Below are 18477 nucleotides of genomic sequence, written 5' to 3'. Positions count from 1 at the left end.
TTACACCTCCCACAGGGTGGCCGCCCAGGCCGCCACCGGACTGTTGTTCAGGACCAGGACCAGGTCGCCGCGGCTCAGGCCGCCTTCGGCGAGGAGCCGGTCGAGGTTCGCCACCACGTCCATCGCGCCCTGGTGGCCGTACCGCCGCAGGCGCTCCGGGCACACCGGGTGGATCGGCAGGCCCAGGACGGTCTCATAGAACTCGAACGCGCTCGCCGTGACGTTCTGCATCAGGGTCGCACTGATCGCGCCCTTGTCGGCCCCGGCGTCGGCGAGGACCTGGTCCACCAAGCGCGACAGGCGAAGCCGCGAGTGCATGGACAGTTCGAAGAGGTACCGGTCCGGGTCGGCGCACTCCTCGCGCCACTCGTACCAGGGGCCCTGCCGGTAGTCGACGCCGAACAGGTCGTTGAACCTGCCGTCGGTGGCCTGCCGGTGGGCGCGCAGGACCGGCCTGCCGCCGCGGACCAGGGTCATCGCGCACGCGCCGTCGCCGATGACCGTGACGGGCGCGCGCACCCGGTCGACGCCGGTGGGCCGCGAGGCGTGGGCGATGAGGACGCTCTCGCGGCCGGGGTCGGCCGCCAGGAGGTCCCGCGCGAGGCCCCAGGCCGCCGAGGAACCGGTGCAGCCCAGGCCGTCCAGGGTCATCGCGAAGGCGCGTTCCAGTTTGGTCTCGGCCTGGACGCGGCAGGCGTCGGAGCCGAGGAGCACGTCAGGGGCTCTCGCGGCCACGAGGATCAGCACGTCGGGGTCGACGGGCTCGGGGAGGCCGAGCACGGCCTCCACGGCGAGCTCGGCCCCGGTGGCGTCCTCGCGGACGCCGACCGTGGCGATGCCGGAGCCGTCGGCGAACTCCCGGGCGCGGGCGTCGAGGAGGGCGTACTCGTCGAGTTCGGCGACGGGCCGCAGCAGTGTCGGTTCAGCGCAGTGGATCTGGCCGATGCCGATGTCCTGTGTCGTCATCACACGGCCGCCATCGCCTGCTGCGCCAGCATCATCGCGGACAATTCGGTGGTCCCTTCGATGAGTTCCATGAGTTTCGCGTCCCGGTAGGCGCGGGCCACCGGGTGGCCGTCCTGGGCGCCAGCGGCACCGAGCACCTGGACCGCCGCCGAGGCGCAGCGCGCGGCCTTGGTGGCGGCGACCTGCTTGGCGAGCACGGCTTCGGCCCCGACCTCGGGCGCCCCGGCGTCCATGGCGCGGCTGGCCTGCCCGCAGATCGCGGTGGCGGTCCGCTCGGCCGTGTAGAGCTCGGCGAGGTGGGCCGCGACGAGCTGGTGCTCCGCGAGGGGCACGCCGAACTGCTCGCGCTGGCGCGCATGGGTGACGGCGGCGCTCAGGCAGGCCCGGATGATGCCCGCGCAGCCCCAGGCCACCGAGAGACGGCCGTAGGTCAGGGCGGTGGTGACCAGGAAGGACAGCGGCATTCCGGCCCCGCCGAGGAGGGCGTCGGCGGGGAGCCGGACGTGTTCCAGGCGGACTCGCGCGTGCCCGGCCGCGCGGCAGCCCATCGGCGCCGGGACCCGTTCGACGGTGACGCCGGGCGCGTCGGCGGGGACCATGACGGCGGCCGCGCCTTCTCCGAAGCGGCCGAAGACCAGGAGGTGCGCGGCGTACACGGCGCCGGTGATCCAGACCTTCTCACCGTCCACAATGACGCTGTCGGCGTCGCGGCGGACGCTGGTGCGCATCGCCGAGAGATCGCTGCCGGCCTGCGTCTCGCTGAACGCCACCGCCGCGGTGGCCCCGGAGGTCAGGGCCGACAGGTAGTGCTTGCGCTGCACGGGATCGCCGAACCTGCCGACGGTCCACGCGACCATGCCCTGCGAGGTGGCGAGGCTCCGCAGGGAGGAGCAGCGGCTGCCGAGCGTCGCGGTCAGCTCCCCGCACGCCTCGCTCGAGAAACCCAGGCCGCCGTATTCCGGATCGACTTGGGGGCACAGCAGTCCGGCGTTCGAGGCCGCGGCAACGACCTCGCGCGGGATGGCGCCGGCGAGGTCCCAGTCGCCTGCGGCGTCGCCGACGAGCGCGTCGATCCGTTTGAACGCCTCAGCGGGGTCATGCACCGGTCTCGCCCCGCAGCCTGCCGACCATGGCCGCCATCGCCGCGACCGTGCGGAAGTTGGCGAGCTTCAGGTCATCGCCCCCGACCTCGATCGCGAACGCCTGCTCGACGTGCATCACCAGTTCCATGGCGAACAGCGAGGACAGCCCGCCCTCGGCGAAGAGGTCGGTGTCGGGCCGCCAGGACCGCTTCGTGCGCTCCTCCAGGAAGGCCAGCAGGTCGGACTCGACGGACTTGGTACTCGGGGTCATCGGTTCACTCCGTACTCGAAGAAGCCACTGCCGCTCTTGCGGCCGTGCTCGCCTTGGGCGACCTTGCGCCGCAGCAGGTCGCAGGGCTGGTATCCGGCGTCGCCGGTGCGTTCGTGCAGGACTTCGAGGGTGTCGACCACGTTGTCCAGACCGATCAGGTCGGCCGTCGCCAGCGGGCCGGTCTCGTGGCCGAGGCAGCCCCGGAACAGCGCGTCCACGTCCTCGGCGCTCGCCAGGCCCTCCTCCACGACCCGCGCGGCCTCGTTGATGGACCGCTGCAGGATGCGGTTGATGACGAAGCCGGGCCCGTCCCCCACGGTGACCGGCGCGCAGCCGAGCCGCTCCAGCAGCGCGGTCACCGCTGCCAGCGCGGTCGCGGAGCTGCGCGGGCCGCGCACGACCTCGACGGTCGGGATGAGGTAGGGCGGGTTCATGAAGTGGACGCCGACCAGGCAGCCCGGTTCGGTGAGCGCTTCGGCCATCTCGTCGATGGGGATGGCGGAGGTGTTGGAGACCAGCGGCACGCCTTCGGGGACGGCCTTCGCCAAGCGGGCGAACAGGTCGAGTTTCCGGGCGGGGTCCTCGGTGATGGCCTCGACGACCGCGGCGAGGCGGTGGGGATCGGGTATCGCGGCGAGGTCGTCCCAGACGTGCACGGTCCCCGTGTCGCCGCCGGGCTGCTTGCCGAGCAGGCGGCCGAGGCGGATCTCGCGGGTGGTGCGGGCGGCGGCCGTCCGCGCGGCGGCCCCGTCGGTGTCGACGAGGTGGACGTCGAGGCCGCGTCCGGCGATGAGGGCGGCGATGCCGATGCCCATCGTCCCGGCGCCGAGTACGGCAACTGCTCGTTCGTCGGTGTTCACTTGGCCGCCTCCTCGGTGGTCAGGTAGTCGCTCAGCAGGTCCGCGAAGCGCGCGTCGTGCGCGGCCACATAGGACAGGCTGCGTTGGAGCAGTCGGCCGGTGGGGGCCGAGGAGAGGCCGCTGCTCTCCAGCCAGTCGCGCCAGGCGTCGGCCTGGAGGCCCCGTTCGTCGAGTTCGTGCCCGTCGAGTTCGTACAGGGCCATGGTCGAGAGGATCTCGCTGTCTTCGGCGAGCGCGCGCTTGGCGATCGCCTTCTGCCAGTCCTCGTGCGAGGTGCCGACGGTGTCCCACCCGGCGGAGGCCAGGAGCGCGAACAGGCGGCGCGGGCTGATCGCCGTGTCGTGGACGAGGTGGTAGGCGAGGCCCGCCGAGCCCGGCCGGAGTGCGAGTTCGGCGATGCCGCGCGAGACGAGGTCCACTGAGGCCATCGGCATGGCGCGGTCGTCGAAGGGGTGCATGCCGACGGCGAGGCCGCTGGCGGCCAGGTGCCAGAGCAGGTCCTTGGTGTTGCACGCGCCGGTCTCGGCGGAGCCGAGGATGAAGCCGGGCCGGAAGATCCTGACGCGCACGCCGTGGGCCTCGGCCCGTTCGAGGAGGCGCTCGCACACCCATTTGCTGACGCCGTAGCCGCCTTGGAGCGGGTCGAGCGGCTGGTCGCGGGTTTCGAGGATCTTGTGGTCGGTGCCCATGGCGTAGCCGGTGGCGGCGACGGTGGAGACGAAGCTGATGTCGCGGATGCCGTTGTCGCCCATCCAGCCGAGCAGGTCGATGAGCGGCTGGACGTTGTCCTTGCGCAGCACCCGGTACGGCTCGGTGAAGACCACTTTCGCAGCACAGTGGACGATGTGGCCGACGCGGCGGCCGAGTTCGCCGTCCCGGTACTCCCGGCAGAGGGCGCCGACCTGTTCGAGGTCGCCGAGGACGATGGGGACGCGGTCGAAGTCGGGTTCGGGGAGTTCGAGTTCGATAGCCTTGGCGCGCAGGCGTTCCCGGGCCTGCTCGACCGAGTCGGCGCGGACCAGGCAGTACACGTCCGCGTCGGAGGCGCGGAGCAGTTCGTGGAGGACGAACGCGCCGAGGAACCCGGTGGCTCCGGTGAGCAGGAGGTCGCGGCCGTCGGTCTCGGGCCGGTCGAACGGGCCGAGGTCGAGCTGGAGGTCCTGGTCGACGAGGTCGCTGTCGCCGTCCGCGATGGTGTCGGGGTTGCCGTCCGGGTCCTGCAGGCCGCGGATGATGTCGGCGATGCGGCGGGGCGTGGCGCGGCTGCCGCCCGCCCGGTGGACGTTCACGAGGACGCCCGTGCGCTGCTGGATCTCCAGGGCCATGCGGACCGAGAGCAGCGAGCTGCCGCCGAGCGCCCCGAACTCGTCGTCGACGCCGATCTCGGCGATGCCGAAGAGGTCCCGCCAGACCTCGCACAGCTGGGTCTCGAGGTCGCCGGTCGGCGCGGTGGAGGCCGGGGCGGCGGGGCGGACGGGGGGCGCGGCGATCGGGGGGAGCCGGTCGAGGGCCCAGTAGCGCCGCCTGGTGAAGGGGTAGGTGGGCAGGGGGATGCGGCGTCCCTCGCCGGTCGCGACCTTGCCCCAGGCGACCGGGACACCGGCGAGCCAGGCGGCGGTCAGGGCCGCGTCGAGGTCGGCGGCGGTCGCCTCAGACGGCAGGAAGGTCCGGTCGGGACCGGTGTCGCCTTCGCCGCAGATGATCGCGAACCGGTTGTCGCCCAGGGTGTCCACGGGGCCGGTGTGGGTCTCGAGCGGTCCGCCGAAGGCGAGTTCCAGGTGCGCGCGCACGGCCTGCGGCACGGGTCCACTCGCGACGATGGCAGGACGGGGCTTGCGTTCGCAGTGGACGGTGACGGCGAACGGCGGGCGCGGGAGCCTGAGGGCCGCCGCGAGCCGTTCGGGTGCGGCCGTGACCACCCGCCGGTGGCCGAACGCGGTGCGGCCCGCCTTGAGGGTGTGGGCGATGTCCCGGAGGTCGGCCTCGCCGGTCGCGATCACGTCGGCGAGGTTGCGCGACATGGCGTCCAGTTCGACGCGGGTGCGGGCCGAGAGCAGCAGCCGCACCTGGGCGGGAGCGGCCTCGGGGCGCGGCTGCGGGACCGGCGGCGGCTCCAGGACCACGGCGGCGTTGGTGCCGCCCAGGCCCATCGAGTTGACCAGGACCGGGCCGGGCTCCACAGTGGCGGGCGCGGCGCTGACCTCGAACGGGCTGTCGGCGAGCATCCCCGGGTTGCGGGGGCTGCGGAACAGCGGGTGCGGCGGGAGCACGCCCGTCCGCGCGATCGGGATCGCCTTGATGAACCCGGCGATGCCGGCGGCAGGCCCGCAGTGCCCGATGTTGACTTTCACCGAGCCGAGGCCGCAGTAGCCGGTCCGGTCGGTGTAGCCGCGCACGGCCTGCGAGAGGCCGCGCAGTTCGATCTCGTCGCCGAGGGCCGTGCCGGAGCCGTGGGCCTCAACGTAACGCAGGTCCTCGGCCGCGATGCCCGAGAGTTCCAGTGCGGCGGAGACCACTTCGGACAGCGCGTTCGGGTTCGGGGCGGTGAACCCGGACCGGTCGGCGCCGTCGTTGCCGACCGCGCTGCCCGCGATGACCGCGAGGATCTCGTCGCCGTCGGCCTGGGCGTCCTCGAGTCGGCGCAGGGCGACCACGCCGACGCCGGAGCTGAACGACGTGCCCGTGGACTGGGAGTCGAAGGCCCGGCACAGGCCGTCGGCCGACACGAGCCCGCCGGGCTGGTAGCGGTAGCCGAGGACCGGTTCGTTGACGCACGCGCCACCGGCCAGCGCGATGTCGCATTCGCCCGAGAGCAGGCTGAGCACGGCGTAGTGGATCGCGGTCAGCGAGGAGGAGCACGCGGTCTGGACGGTCACCGAGGGGCCGCGCAGGCCGAGTTTGTAGGCGACCCTTGAGGTCAGGAAGTCGCCCAGGCCGCCGAGGTGCAGCTCCACGTCGTCGACGGCGGCCATCACGCCGCCCCCGAAGGCCCTGGCGGCGTGCAGCGCCGTCATGTAGGTGCTCGGGCTGCTCCCGGCGAAGACGCCGGTGACCGGGCCGTCCGGTCGGGCCGGGTGTCCGGCCGATTCCAGTGCCTCCCAGCAGGTTTCGAGGAACAGCCGCTGGGGCGGGTCGATCGATTCGGCCTCGGTGGGCGAGTAGCCGAAGAACTCCCCCGCGAAGTCGGCCGCGCCGTCGAGGACGGCGGCGGCGGTCACGTACGACGGGTCGGCGAGGTCGGCGTCGCGGACCCCGGACGCTCGCAGCTCGTCCATGTCCAGGTCGTGAATGGATACATTGCCGTCGTTGATGTTGCGCCAGAACTGGTTCGCGTCAGAGGCACCGGGGAACCGGCAGGCCGCCGCGATCACGGCGATGCGGGAGTCGTGGGTCATCGCCCCTCCCCCGCGTCCGGAGCGGTCCGGCGGCGGGCCTGCAGCCGGTCCCGGCCTACGGCCCCTCGCGGCGCCTGCCCGGCACTCGGCTGCGCGTCCCCGGAGAGGAACGCGGCCTGGGCGGCGACCGTCGGGTTGGCGAACAGGTCGGCGGCCTCGATCGGCCTGGAGGTCAGGGTCTTCAGCTCGTCCATGAGCAGGATGAGCAGCAGTGAGTCCCCGCCCGCGTCGAAGAAGCTGGCGTCCTGGTCCACATGCGGCACGTTCAGCACCGCGCACCAGGCGGCGGCGATCTGGTCGGTCAGGTCCGCCGGGCCGGGCAGCGCCGGGCTGTCGGGGTCGTCCGCCAGTCGTGCGGCGTCGCCTTGGAGGTCATGAAGCATTCGGTTCACTGTTTCCTCATCGAAGAGAGCGGTGGCGTAGGTCAGGGAGCACTCCAGTTCGGCCCCGGGCCGCGCGGTCAGTTCGAGCTCGAACTTCAGGCGCAGGCCCGGCAGCGCGCGCTGGCGCGACCGGATGGAGTCCCCGAGCCGGACGGGGTCGTCGGCCGGTTCCTCGACGCTGAGGTAGACCGGGGTCAGGGGCGGGCGGCTGAGGTCGCGGTCAGGTTGGAGGAGCGCGACCAGCACGTCGAAGGGGGCGTTCGCGTGGGTGTAGGCGTCGGCGGTGGAGCGGCGGACCCGTTCGAGCAGTTCCCGCCAGGTCGGTTCGCCGCGCAGGTCCACCCGCAGGAGCGCGGTGTTCACGAACATGCCGACGGTCTCGGCGCATCGCGGGTCCTCCCTTCCCGCCCAAGGGAAGGCGAACAGGAAGTCCCGCTGGTCGCCGTGCCGGGCAAGGGTGACTGCCCACAGGGCCGCGGTCATCGCGAACGTGCTGACCTCGGCGGTCTTGGCGACGGCGGCGAGGGCTGCGGTGGTGTCGGGGTCGAGCCGGACGGTGCTGAGCCCGGCGGCGGTGTCCTGCACGGCGGGGCGCGGACGGTCGTACGGGAGGTTGACGTCGGTGGGCGTGCCTCGAAGCGTCGCGGCGTACCGCTCGGCGGCGGCCGAGTCCGGTTCGGCCGCAACGGCAGCGGGGTGCCGGAGAGACCCGAGCTCGGGCTGGTCGCCGTTCGCGAGGGCGCGGTAGGCGCGGCCGATGTGGTCGGTGAGGATGCCGAACGACCAGCCGTCGGTGACGATGTGGTGGGCGCACAGGAGCAGCATGGTCCGATCGGCGGCCGCGAACAGCACGCTGCGGGCCGGGGCGTCGGCGGCGAGGTCGAAGGGGCGCCAACAGGCCTCTTCGATGAGAGCGGAAAGCACCTCCGGCGGCATTGCGCTGGCATCCACAAGGGTGGTTCGCACTGTCTCGCCGTCAGTGCGGTAGACGAGGCGGCGCTCCTGCCGGTTCATGGCGAACCGGGCACGCAGGCCGGGGTGGTGCGCCAGCACCGCGTCAACGGCCTCGCACAGCAGTTCCTGGTCGACCGGCCCCGTGAACTCGATCAGTGTCGGCGCCAGGTACGCGGACCGCAGTTGGGGAACGCGGTCCATGATCCACAGTCGGCGCTGGACAGCGGAGGCCGGATACTCGTCCGACCCATCGGCCAAGCCATCCGCTTCGGCCCCGGAGTCGGTTGCGGCTTCCAGCAGCTCGGCCAGGCGGCCGACGGTCGGATCGGCCAGGAACGCGCTGAGGGACACGGTGGTCCGGTGGCGCCGTTCCGCCTCGGCAACCAGTTTCACCGCGAGCAGCGAGTGGCCGCCCACGGCGAAGAACCCGGTGCCCGCGTCCAGATCGTCCGCAAGGGACCGCTCCGCGCCGATCGCGTCGGCCATGAGCTCGGCCGCCGCCCGCTGCCAGGGCGTCAGAGGAGCGCTTCGGGTCCGGTCGCGGGCCAGCACACGGAAGTCCATGGCGGCCAGAGCGTTCAGGTCGATCTTGTCGTTGCCGGTCAACGGGATCGCTGAGACGACGCGGACCTCGGTCGGCAGCGCTGCCGAAGGCAGCCAGGCCAGCAGCGGGTCGACCAGCCGCTCGTGACCGAGGTCGGCGTCCCGCAACCCGGCCGCTGAAAGCGCGACATAGGCCTTGAGGCGCAGGGGTTCGCCCTCGGCGACTACGACGGCGGCCGATACCGCCTCGTGCTCCTCCATCAGCCGCCGCACCTCGGCGGGCTCGATCCGGTTGCCGAGGATCTTCACCTGGTCGTCCATTCGACCGAGGTAGTGAATGCGTCCGTCCCGGACCGCCACGCGGTCGCCGGTCCGGTAGAGCCGGGACCCGTCTGCGGCGAAGGGGTCCGCAGGAAACGCCCGCTCGGTCAGGTCGGGTCGGTCCCAGTAGCCGAGCGTCACGCCGATGCCCGACAGGCACAGCTCGCCCGGGACGCCTTGCGGCAGTTCCTCGAGGTTCGGGCCGAGCACCCGGGCGGTGGTGCGCGGCAGCGGCCGGCCGATTGCCGGAGCGCCGGTCTCGCCCGGCAGCACCGGGGCGACCGTGGCGACGCATGAGGCCTCAGTGGGACCGTATACGTTCCGCAGCGGTATCCCCCAGCGGCGGTGGCACTGCTCCGCGAGGGCCCTGGGCAGGGCTTCGCCGCCGAGGTAGAGGGTCCGCAGCGAGGTCGGCGCGTCATCGTCGACATCGAGCACCGCGCGGAGCAGGCTCGGCGTCATCGAGGTCATGGTCGCCCCGGACTCACCCTGGATGAGCCGCAGAAGTGCGCGGGGGTCGCGCCGTTCGTCGTCAGTGGCGAGAACCAGCGTCGACCCGGAGAGCAGGGACCGGAACGTGTCGAAAGTGGCGCCGTCGAACGCCGATCCCCAGGTACACAGTAGACGGTCCTGCGGACCGAGATCGGTGTCCTGTCCCCACCACAGGGCGGTGTTGAGCAGGCCGCGATGCGGGACCATGACGCCCTTCGGCCTGCCGCTGGTCCCGGAGGTGAAGATGACGACAGCGAGATCGTCGGGCCCCGGATGCGGGATCGGCTGGCGCGGGGCGCGTGTTCCTTCCAGCCCAGCCACATCGATCAGCGGCGCAGACACGTCCATTCCGGATAGCAGTCGTGCGCCGTCAGCGTCGACCAGGATGGCAGCCGCACGGGTCTCGCCCAGTTCGTAGGCGATGCGCTGCGGCGGCGTGTCGAGGGCGAAGGGGACGTAGGCGGCGCCGCACCCGAGCGTCCCGAGCCAGGCGGCCGTGAGCGCGCCGGTGCGGGCGGTCAGGACTCCGACGACATCGCCTTGGCCGATCCCACGGTCGCCGAGTGCGCTCGCCGTGGCGTTGGACCACTGGTCGAGCTGCGCCCAGCTCGTCGCCGTGCCGCCGCTGACGACCGCCGGTCGCTCCGGGTCGGCCCCGTCGAAGCGGCGGCGCAGCAGGTCCAGGACGGACTCGTTCATGCCGCCTCCTTCCAGTCGCGGCGGCTGCGCCCAAGCGGGTCGTCGGTGTCGCCGACGATCGTGTTGAGCGGCTCGCCGCGCCCCAGCCGCAGGCCGGCGACCGGCGTCTCCGGTTGTGACACAGCGGTTTCGAGGACGGCGGTGAACTGGGCGGTGATCGCGCGGGCGGTCGCGGCGTCGTACAGGTCCTGGGCGTACTCCACGAACCCGGCGACTTCGCCTTCCGTCTCCTCCAGGACCATCGACAGGTCGAACTTCGCGGTCCCGGTCGGCAGGAGTTCGGGACGTTCCCAGGGCTGGTCCGCGCCGAGGTCGGCGGCAGGCATGTTCTGGAGGACGAATCCGACGCCGATCATCGGGCCGCCCGTGCCCAGACGCCTGCGGTTCGACTCGGCCACCAACTGCTCCAAGGGGATGCGCTGGTGACGCAGCGCCGCGAACGCTTCGATGCGTGCGGCCCGGCACTGGTCCGCGAAGCTGGCGGTCGGGTCCACAGTGCAGATCAGCGGCACCGTGTTGACGAAGAAGCCGACCATGTCGGCGACGGCCTGGTGCGGCCGGTTCGCGGTCATGGTGCCGATGACGAAGCTCCCCAAGCCGGACCAGCGGCTGACGACCACTTCGAATGCGGCCAGCAGGACCGCGAACGGTGTGGCGCGCAGGCTTCGCGCGAGTTCGGTCGTGGCGACCCAAAGGTCCGCAGGCAGGGTGAAGACCTCGTGGCCGCCGGGCCGATCGCCTTCCGGAGCACGCTTCAGGTTCAGCGGATCCCCGAAGAGCACCTCGGTCATGGACGGGCGCAGTTCATCGAAGCGGGCCGCGACGGCGTCCCCTTCCGCACCGGGATTGTCGCGTTCCCAAGCAGCGAAGTCGCCGTACTGGATCGACGCGTCGGGCAGGCGGGGGTCCTCGCCGCGCTCGGCACGCCGGTACGCGGCGGCCAGGTCGCTGAACAACGGCGCCAGCGACCAGCCGTCGACGGCGATGTGGTGCACCGTAATCAGCAGCCGGTCGCCTTCGGGCGCCTGCCACAGGACAGCGCGGATCGGCGGCTCGGCGTCGAGCGCGAACGGGGCCCGGGCTTCACGGGCGATGGCCTCAACACTCGGGGCATCGGTGCTCTCGATTCGGAGTTCGACGGCCCCTTCGTCCCGGACCCGTTGCCGCAGTTCACCGTCGACAAGGTGGTAGGTCGTGCGCAGCACCTCGTGGCGGAACGCCAGCGCCTCCAATGCCGAACGAAGCGCGGGAACGTTCGCGCGGTCGCGCCAGCGCAGCAGCAGCGGCACGTTGTAGGTGGCCGATCCGGGGCTGGCCGCGTCGATGAGCCAGAGTCGTTCTTGGGCCGAGGAGAGGGGAGCCTCCTTGCGGCCGTGCGCCACCGGCGCTTGGGTGCCTGTCACCGGGTCTCCTCGAGCAGGCCCGCGAGGGCGGCGAGGTCGTCGCTGAGCAGGATGTCGGCGGGGTCGGCGGCGACGTGCCGTTCGGATTCGATCCTGGTGGAGAGCTGCATCGCCAGGATCGAGTTGCCGCCCAGGTCGATGAAGTTGTCCGTGGGTACCGGAGCGGTTCCGGGCAGGAGGTCGGCGACGGCCGCGCACAGCCAGCCTGCCGGGGTGGCGGGCTGGGCGGCCGCTCGCGGTTCGGCCGCCGTCCACTCGGCGAAGAGCCGGTCGCGGTCGAGCTTGCCGGTCGGGCCGGTGGGGAGGCGGTCGCGGAACACCCGCCACTGCTGCGGGATCATGTACGGCGGCAGGGCGTCGGCGAGCTCGGCCTTGACGGAGGCGACGAGTTCGCCGTCGTCGCAGGCGGCGTCGAGCGAGGGAATGAGCACGCAGGCGAGCTGCGCGGCGGGCCCCGAGCCTTGGCATTCGAGGACGGCGAGATCGATTGCAGTACAGGCCAGGACGGCGTTTTCGATCTCACCCAGCTCGATGCGGAAGCCGCGCAGTTTGACTTGGCGGTCGGCCCGGCCGACGAGTTCGACGGCGCCGTCCGGACGCGTCCGCGCCAGGTCTCCGGTGCGGTACATGAGCCCTGAGGTGTCGGGCACGAACTTCTCGGCGTTGAGTTCGGGTCGGTTCAGGTAGCCCAGCGCCACACCGGGGCCGCCGATGTACAGCTCCCCGGTCTCGCCGGGCGGCACCGGCCGAGCCTCGGCGTCGCGCACGGAAACGGTCGTCTCCTGGATCGGGTATCCGATCGGGATCCGCTCGAGTTCGCCCAAATCGCTTGCTGTGCAGTCGAAGTAGGTCGCGAACGTGGTGGTCTCGGTCGGCCCGTAGCCGTTCACGAGCCGCTGCGGCGGCACGGACTCCAGGACCCGCCGCACCAGGTGCAGGTCGAGCTGCTCGCCTCCGACGACGACGGTCCCGACCGAGCCCATCGCCTCGGGGGTCTCGCGGGCGATCATGTGGAACAGCGAGGTGGTCAGGAACATGGTGTCGACGGCTTCCTCGCGCACCATCGCCGACCAGTCCTTCAAGTTCATGTCGGCGACCGAAGGGAACACGACCAGTGTGCCGCCGTTGGCCAATGCACCCCATACTTCGAAGGTGGTGGCATCGAATGCCGGATTCGAAGCGAACGCCACTCGGTCACCGGGCGAGAATGCGCAGTAAAGGGGATCGACAACCAGTCGGCGAACGGCCCGATGCGGCACCACCACGCCTTTCGGACCGCCGGTCGTACCGGAGGTATAGGCGACGTAGATCGGATCGTCAGCACCAGTCACGGCATAGTCGCAGCCGTTTGCCTGAGGCTCAGTATCAAGGCAGGAACGGACCGAGGCCACGACGCGTCCAGTCGAATCACCGTTCATCGGCGACTCCGGCCCGGTCGTCAGGACCACCGAAGCAGCGGCGTCTCCGAGCACCGCAGCGACCCGCTTCTGCGGCCAATGCTCGTCCAGGGCCAGGTAGAAGGCACCGATCCGGACGGTGCCGAGCATCGCCACAACGGTCTCGAGGGATCTCGGCCCGGCCACCGCCACCGCGTCCTTCGCGGTGGCGCCCTGCGCGTCGAGGAACGCGGCGACCTTCCCGGAGGCCTGCCACAGCTGCTCATAGGTCAGGGTGATGCCCGACTCGCGGTCGTGAACGGCAGGAGCATGTGGACGGTTGCCGACTTGGCGTCGGACCAGTCCAGCTATCCCGTCGAAGGCTTCCGCTCCCATGTCGTGTTCCTCGCTCGCTCGTGGTCGCCGCAATCCATTGCAGTTCAAGTGAGATTCACTCACTCGACGACTCATGTTAACCGCGAAAATCCTGAACCACGTCCCCCGAAAGTCCGAAATGTCCGGTCGTTGATGCCTGATATAGATCCATTCAAGAGCCCGTCCAGCGACCATCCAGAAACGAACAGGAGTGAAATTTGAAAACCAATGAGACCGAATACCGTGAATGATGCCGATGGGATCGACCCGAATTCTGTGAACAGAATTCAGGAGACCGAAGCACTCGATCCATAGCAACCGAGTTCCCTTGGCGTGCAATACATCTGAAGCAACCATCGTTCTATTTCAGACTGCAGCCTCGGATAACTTCGGACCGTCACCGATCCATTGCCGTTGCTATCATTCGTCCTGATGTCACCTTTCGGGAAAGAGGGAGCACATGGCGGCACGTTCGCTGACTGTTCACCTGCTCGGGCAGATCGGCGCTGCCCGCGGCGGCGCCGAGATCCAGCTAGGACCGGCCCGCGAGCGCGAATGCTTCGCCGCTCTCGCCCTCCGGCGCGGCAATCCTCTACTGGTGGAACAGCTCATCGATCACCTGTGGGGCCGAAGGCCCCCGGCCAGTGCGCCAGGCGTCGTCCACACCTACATCAGCCGTCTTCGCGGCCGCCTCGCCGAACCCGGATCGACCGACCCGCAGATCGTGCGGTCACTCCACCCCGGCTACCTGATCGACACTGACGCCATCGCTCTCGACGTCGACGACTTCGAGTCCGACCGCCGCACCGGGGTGGCCCTGCTGCAGGCCGGGAAGGCCGAGCCCGCCCGCAGAGCGCTGCAGCGCGCCCTCGGCCGATGGCAGGGCGGAACCGCCCTGCACGGCGCCACCGGGCCGCTCGCCTCCCAAGAGCGCCAACGCCTCACGGAGCTCCGCCTCGACGTCACCGAGCATCTGATCGCACTGCGCCTCCACGCGGGCGACCGCCTCGACAGCATCGCCCACTTGGGAACGCTGGTCGGCGAGCATCCGCTCCGGGAGCGGCTGTGGAGCCTGTTCATGCTCGCCCTCACGATCTCGGACCGGCGCGGCGAGGCGCTGATGGCCTACCACGACCTGCGCCGCTGCCTCAAGCACGACCTCGGCATCAACCCGTCCCACAGGGTCCAGCTCCTGTTCGACGACCTCCTCGCGGACAAGCCCCCGACCGACGTCTGGGACGCCCACTTCCGCCTGACCTCGCAACGCTGACGACATGGCGCGGCGTTCGTCCCTAGCTGCGCCAGATCAGACCGATGAGCTCAGGCAGGTACCGCAGCGGGATCACCTACGTCTTCGGCACCCGCTACGACACGGTCCAGCTCGCCGACTGCGTCCACGACCAGCTCCAAAACGCAGCCTTCAAAGCATCGAACTCATCGCCGACATCTTGGGCCACAAGGACATCACCACAATCTGGACCGTGTGCCGGCATCAGCTCCGCCCGGTTGGTTCGGTACCGACCCAAGACGCGAGGAACCGCAGCCCGTCATGCGAGGGTGTGCCGGGCTCAGCGGAGTAGACGACGAGTTGCTGGTCGGGGTCGGTCGAGCAGGTGAACAGGTCCCAATCGAGCGTGAGGTCCCCTGCGAGCGGGTGATGGAAGAGCTTGGTGCCGCTGGAGCGCTGCGCGACGTGGTGCGCGGCCCACCACTGCCGGAACTGCGGGTCCTGCACGGACAGTTCGCCGACCAGAGCGGCCAAGCGCGGATCGTCGGTACGCTGCGCGACCTCCATGTGGAGGTAGGCGACACAGGATTTGGCGACGGTCTCCCAGTCGTCGTACAGGCTCCGAAACGCCGGGTCGGTGAACACGATCCGCACGTAGTTGCGGTCTTTCGCCGGAATCTGCCCGAAGTCGGTCATCAGAGCGGCAGCGAGGTCGTTCCAGGCCAGCACGTCCATGCGCCGGCCCATGACGAGCGCGGGGGCGTCGGTGCTCTCGAGCAGCCGCCGCAGCTGCGGGCGCACCCGCTGCGTTGCGGCGCGGCGCGGGCGTGCGCGTTCCTTCCCTGCCAACTCCAGCATGTAGTCCCTCTGGTCGTCGCCTAGGCGCAGCACCCGGGCGAGGTCGAGCAGGACCGGCCCGGACGCGTGGATGCGCCCCTGCTCGATGCGGGTGTAGTACTCGGTGCTGATCGAGGCCAACTGCGCGACCTCTTCGCGGCGCAAGCCCGCGACGCGGCGTCGACCGGTCTCGGGCAGGCCGACCTCGCGCGGGCCCAGTTCGGAGCGCCGCGCCTTGAGAAAGCTCCCCAGCTCGTTCAGTCGCACATCCTTGCCCATGACCTCACCCTACTTCCGAAAACGCCCCGGCACCGGCGCTGAGAGGGGGAACGATCCATACCCGGAACCGCTGGTCCCGGTACGTTTTCCGGCTCTTTTCGATACCCCTCAGCCGTGTCACGCTCATGCTGTGACCGGGTGGGAACCAGGCGGCACCACCGCAGCCGACACCCGGCCGCGCAACACCGATTCGAACGGGGCAATCTCGTGAAGCACGCTTCTCTGGGCGACCTGCGGGTCTCCCGCATCGGACTGGGCGCCATGTCCATGTCCGCCTTCTACAACACCGCCGACTTCGACGACGCCGAGTCGATCCGCACCATCCACCGGGCCCTCGACTTGGGCGTCACCCACCTCGACACCGCCGAGATCTACGGCCCGTATGTCAACGAGGAGCTGGTCGGCAAGGCCCTGAACGGCCGCCGCGACCAGGTCGTGCTGGCGACGAAGTTCGGCTTCGTCTCCCACCACGGCGCCGGACCCGGCCACCTCGACTCCAGCCCGGTCAACGTCCGCGCCGCGGTCGAGGGCTCGCTGCAGCGGCTCGGCACCGACTACATCGACCTGTACTACCAGCACCGCGTCGATCCGAACACGCCGATCGAGGACACCGTCGGCGCGCTCGCCGAGCTCGTCGCCGAAGGCAAGGTCCGCCACATCGGCCTCTCCGAGGCCGGACCCGCGACGATCCGCCGCGCCCACGCCGTGCACCCGCTGACCGCGATCCAGACCGAGTACTCGCTGTGGACCCGCGACCCCGAGGCCGAGATCCTGCCGCTCCTGCGTGAACTCGGCATCGGCTTCGTGCCCTATTCGCCGCTGGGCCACGGGTTCCTGACCGGGAACATCCGCTCTGCCGACGACCTGTCCGACGACGACTGGCGCAAGAACAACCCGCGCTTCACCGGCGAGAACCTGCAACGGAACCTGCGCATCGTCGACGAGGTCCAGGCCGTCGCCGCCGAAGCGGACGCGACCCCGGCGCAGATCGCCCTCGCCTGGCTCCTCGCCCAGGGCGAGGACATCGCCCCGATCCCTGGCACCAAGCGCGTCGCCCGCGTCGAGGAGAACACCGCCGCCGACACGGTCGAGCTGACCGCCGACCAGATCGAACGCTTGAACAACCTCACGCCCGCTGCCGGCGAGCGCCACGAGGAGGCCAACATGGCCAACATCGACCACTGACCCACCCGTGGGTACCGGGGTCAATGCCTGCCGCACTGGTAGTGCGGCCCCGGTGCCTGAGGTCGGTCGTTGGGCCGAGTGTGGCGAAACCGTGGATGATCGACGACGAACTGTGGTTCCGGGTCAAGACGCTCCTTCCACCGCACCGGCAGGGAACGCGCGGACCCGTGCCCTTGGATGATCGGAAATGCTTGCAGGGCATCCTGTTCGTGCTCTACACCGGTATCTCCTGGCGTCACCTGCCACCTCGACAGCAGTCACCTTCGGACCAAGAGAGGGGACGCCGGAGCCGGGCCCTCACCGGTGGATCGAGGCAGGCCCGGCTCAAAGCATCACATCGCATCGGTGCTCGACCACGGCATCCGCAAGCTCACCGTCGCCGAGGTCGCGAAGGCCGCAGCGTCTGGCGCCGCTGCTGCTTCGTACCGGGCGCAAGAGCGCGATGGCCAACCGCCTCACCGCCGCCGACTTCGACCTGCTGCGCCGACTCATCCAGCAGTCGGGCGCCCAGGACCTGTTCGTCGCGACGCTGCCGGGAGCGCTGTGCGAGACGGTCATGCCGGTGCTCGGCCGGCACGGCCTCCTCGCGGGTGACCAGCCGCTTGCGGACCAGTCGTACACGATGCACGCGCTGCTCACCGGCTTCGGCGCCGCCATGTCGGAACCAGACGCGGCTCCACTCGGCGACGCCGACCCCGATGCGATCCTCGCCTTCGCCGCAGCGCGACTGCTCGAACCGGCCGCGGCCCCGGCGGACTCGGCCGTCGCCGCCGCGGCCGCGGAAGTCGCCCAGGTCATGGACCGCACCCGGGAGGCGTTCGTGGACCTCATCGGCCGCACCGAGGTCAGCGGGACGTGACCCCCGGCAGCTGGCGGGCGTCCGCGCGGAACTCGATCGGTGTCTGGCCGGTCCGCAGCTGGAAGTATTTCGAGAAGTTCGTCGGGTCCTTGAAACCGAGGTCGCGGGCGATCCGCGCGGCCGTGCGGTCGGAGTGGGCGAGCAGTCGCTTCGCTTCGAGGACCACGCGTTGGTCGATGAACTCCTTGGCGCCCGAACCGGTCGCGGCGATCGCGGCCCGTGCCAGGGTTCGCGGCGAGTAGCCGAGTCGCGCGGCGTAGTCCTCGACCCGGTGGGTCTCCGTGAAGCCGCGCTCGACCGCGTAGCGGAACCGGCGGAACGTCTCGCTGACTTCGACCGGGGGCGCCTCCGCCGCGTCGGAGTGGGTCAGGCGCAGAGCGAGGACGGCCAGCAGGTGCCGCATTGCCGCCAAGTGGACGGACAGCGGAAGGTCGCCGAGCGAGCGGAACTCGCGCTCGAGATGCGCCCGGGCGGCCTCCAGCGCGTCGGTGCGTTCGGGACGGTAGTGCGTCGGCGCACCAGGTTCGTCGACACGGGCCGCGCTGGCGGTATCGGGGTCGAGGAAGTCGTCCTCGAACAGGATGAGGCTGCCTTCGACGCCGGCGAGGTCGCCCCACAGCTGGACCTGGCCGGGGCGCACCCACAGCCAGGTCCCGGGTTCGGCCTCGTAGTCCACGAAGTCGACCATGAAGCCGAGACGCCCTTGGCGGGGTGCGATGAGCTGGTGGAAGTGCGGCCGCTGCAGGTGCGCGAGCGTCGTCATCTTCCGGCGGCGCAGGTCGCCCAGATCCAGCATCTCGATGCCCGCCGGGGAGCCGATCGGCGCCCGGAAGTCGACCTCGAGAATCGTCCCCGGTGAATCCTGTCGGTTTTTTACCACCATGAGTCCCGAGTGTATCGGGCGGTGCCCCAGATCCGGCCCTAGTTTTGAGGCGTCAAGGCAGATGCGCACCGCAGCGGTGACGCACA

13 protein-coding genes and 1 pseudogene are annotated in these 18477 nt (G+C 70.6%); 4 read left to right on the top strand and 10 right to left on the bottom strand.

Annotation, left to right across the window (positions count from 1 at the left end):
- From ACZ60M_RS11400 to ACZ60M_RS11365, 8 genes are read right to left on the bottom strand one after another with little or no spacing between them, the layout of a single operon-like run.
- Nucleotides 1-966: a 3-oxoacyl-[acyl-carrier-protein] synthase III C-terminal domain-containing protein gene (locus ACZ60M_RS11400; protein ID WP_465417118.1), complete on the bottom strand. Its 966-nt coding sequence runs from the start codon at nucleotides 964-966 to the stop codon at nucleotides 1-3.
- Nucleotides 966-2069, bottom strand: coding sequence for an acyl-CoA dehydrogenase family protein (locus tag ACZ60M_RS11395; protein ID WP_465417116.1), 1104 nt, complete (start codon nucleotides 2067-2069; stop codon nucleotides 966-968). Before ACZ60M_RS11395 ends, ACZ60M_RS11400 begins: the two co-directional genes overlap by 1 nt.
- Nucleotides 2062-2319 carry an acyl carrier protein gene (locus tag ACZ60M_RS11390; protein ID WP_465417114.1) on the bottom strand — a complete coding sequence of 86 codons (258 nt, stop codon included), beginning with the start codon at nucleotides 2317-2319 and terminating at the stop codon, nucleotides 2062-2064. Before ACZ60M_RS11390 ends, ACZ60M_RS11395 begins: the two co-directional genes overlap by 8 nt.
- Nucleotides 2316-3179, bottom strand: coding sequence for a 3-hydroxyacyl-CoA dehydrogenase family protein (locus ACZ60M_RS11385; RefSeq protein WP_465417112.1), 864 nt, complete (start codon nucleotides 3177-3179; stop codon nucleotides 2316-2318). Before ACZ60M_RS11385 ends, ACZ60M_RS11390 begins: the two co-directional genes overlap by 4 nt.
- Complete coding sequence (locus ACZ60M_RS11380; protein WP_465417110.1) at nucleotides 3176-6574, bottom strand: thioester reductase domain-containing protein; 3399 nt, start codon at nucleotides 6572-6574, stop codon at nucleotides 3176-3178. The genes ACZ60M_RS11385 and ACZ60M_RS11380 overlap by 4 nt, the downstream gene beginning before the upstream one ends.
- Nucleotides 6571-9966 carry an acyl carrier protein gene (locus ACZ60M_RS11375; RefSeq protein WP_465417108.1) on the bottom strand — a complete coding sequence of 1132 codons (3396 nt, stop codon included), beginning with the start codon at nucleotides 9964-9966 and terminating at the stop codon, nucleotides 6571-6573. The genes ACZ60M_RS11380 and ACZ60M_RS11375 overlap by 4 nt, the downstream gene beginning before the upstream one ends.
- Nucleotides 9963-11369: a condensation domain-containing protein gene (locus ACZ60M_RS11370; protein WP_465417106.1), complete on the bottom strand. Its 1407-nt coding sequence runs from the start codon at nucleotides 11367-11369 to the stop codon at nucleotides 9963-9965. The genes ACZ60M_RS11375 and ACZ60M_RS11370 overlap by 4 nt, the downstream gene beginning before the upstream one ends.
- Entirely contained in the window at nucleotides 11366-13141 is a 1776-nt protein-coding gene (locus ACZ60M_RS11365; protein ID WP_465417104.1) for a non-ribosomal peptide synthetase, read from the bottom strand. Before ACZ60M_RS11365 ends, ACZ60M_RS11370 begins: the two co-directional genes overlap by 4 nt.
- 439 nt (nucleotides 13142-13580) lie before the next feature.
- Between ACZ60M_RS11365 and ACZ60M_RS11360 the strand changes: the two genes are divergently transcribed.
- Nucleotides 13581-14390 carry an AfsR/SARP family transcriptional regulator gene (locus ACZ60M_RS11360; RefSeq protein ID WP_465417102.1) on the top strand — a complete coding sequence of 270 codons (810 nt, stop codon included), beginning with the start codon at nucleotides 13581-13583 and terminating at the stop codon, nucleotides 14388-14390.
- Nucleotides 14391-14612: 222 nt separating this feature from the next.
- On the opposite strand, the gene ACZ60M_RS11355 is transcribed toward ACZ60M_RS11360, so the two are convergent.
- Nucleotides 14613-15464: a helix-turn-helix domain-containing protein gene (locus ACZ60M_RS11355; RefSeq protein ID WP_465417100.1), complete on the bottom strand. Its 852-nt coding sequence runs from the start codon at nucleotides 15462-15464 to the stop codon at nucleotides 14613-14615.
- Between the two features lie 207 nt (nucleotides 15465-15671).
- Here ACZ60M_RS11355 and ACZ60M_RS11350 point away from each other — a divergent pair, with 207 nt between their 5' ends.
- The 3 genes and pseudogenes from ACZ60M_RS11350 (at nucleotide 15672) to ACZ60M_RS11340 (ending at nucleotide 17508) form a co-directional block, all read left to right on the top strand.
- Entirely contained in the window at nucleotides 15672-16649 is a 978-nt protein-coding gene (locus ACZ60M_RS11350; RefSeq protein WP_465417098.1) for an aldo/keto reductase, read from the top strand.
- Nucleotides 16650-16744: 95 nt separating this feature from the next.
- Nucleotides 16745-16988: pseudogene (locus ACZ60M_RS11345) on the top strand (transposase); the annotation flags it as partial.
- A gap of 103 nt (nucleotides 16989-17091) precedes the next feature.
- A complete protein-coding gene (locus tag ACZ60M_RS11340) occupies nucleotides 17092-17508 on the top strand; it encodes a hypothetical protein (protein ID WP_465417231.1) in 417 nt (138 codons plus the stop codon).
- Here the strand turns inward: ACZ60M_RS11340 and ACZ60M_RS11335 are convergent.
- Nucleotides 17495-18391 (bottom strand): helix-turn-helix domain-containing protein, encoded by an 897-nt coding sequence (locus tag ACZ60M_RS11335; protein WP_465417096.1) that lies wholly within the window; start codon nucleotides 18389-18391, stop codon nucleotides 17495-17497. The two genes, ACZ60M_RS11340 and ACZ60M_RS11335, sit on opposite strands and share 14 nt — an antisense overlap.
- Nucleotides 18392-18477 lie beyond the last annotated feature (86 nt).

This window comes from Glycomyces sp. NPDC050141, assembly GCF_055586545.1.
Note: the sequence above shows the minus strand (reverse complement) of the source record. Positions and strands in the feature narration are given on the sequence as shown.

Excerpts from the sequence above, each read along its gene's own strand:
- ACZ60M_RS11355 (WP_465417100.1), bottom strand. The coding sequence starts at position 15,464 with ATGGGCAAGGATGTGCGACTGAACGAGCTGGGGAGCTTTCTCAAGGCG.
- ACZ60M_RS11400 (WP_465417118.1), bottom strand. The coding sequence starts at position 966 with ATGACGACACAGGACATCGGCATCGGCCAGATCCACTGCGCTGAACCG.
- ACZ60M_RS11380 (WP_465417110.1), bottom strand. The coding sequence starts at position 6,574 with ATGACCCACGACTCCCGCATCGCCGTGATCGCGGCGGCCTGCCGGTTC.
- ACZ60M_RS11365 (WP_465417104.1), bottom strand. The coding sequence starts at position 13,141 with ATGGGAGCGGAAGCCTTCGACGGGATAGCTGGACTGGTCCGACGCCAA.
- ACZ60M_RS11335 (WP_465417096.1), bottom strand. The coding sequence starts at position 18,391 with ATGGTGGTAAAAAACCGACAGGATTCACCGGGGACGATTCTCGAGGTC.
- ACZ60M_RS11360 (WP_465417102.1), top strand. The coding sequence starts at position 13,581 with ATGGCGGCACGTTCGCTGACTGTTCACCTGCTCGGGCAGATCGGCGCT.
- ACZ60M_RS11340 (WP_465417231.1), top strand. The coding sequence starts at position 17,092 with ATGGCCAACCGCCTCACCGCCGCCGACTTCGACCTGCTGCGCCGACTC.
- ACZ60M_RS11390 (WP_465417114.1), bottom strand. The coding sequence starts at position 2,319 with ATGACCCCGAGTACCAAGTCCGTCGAGTCCGACCTGCTGGCCTTCCTG.
- ACZ60M_RS11375 (WP_465417108.1), bottom strand. The coding sequence starts at position 9,966 with ATGAACGAGTCCGTCCTGGACCTGCTGCGCCGCCGCTTCGACGGGGCC.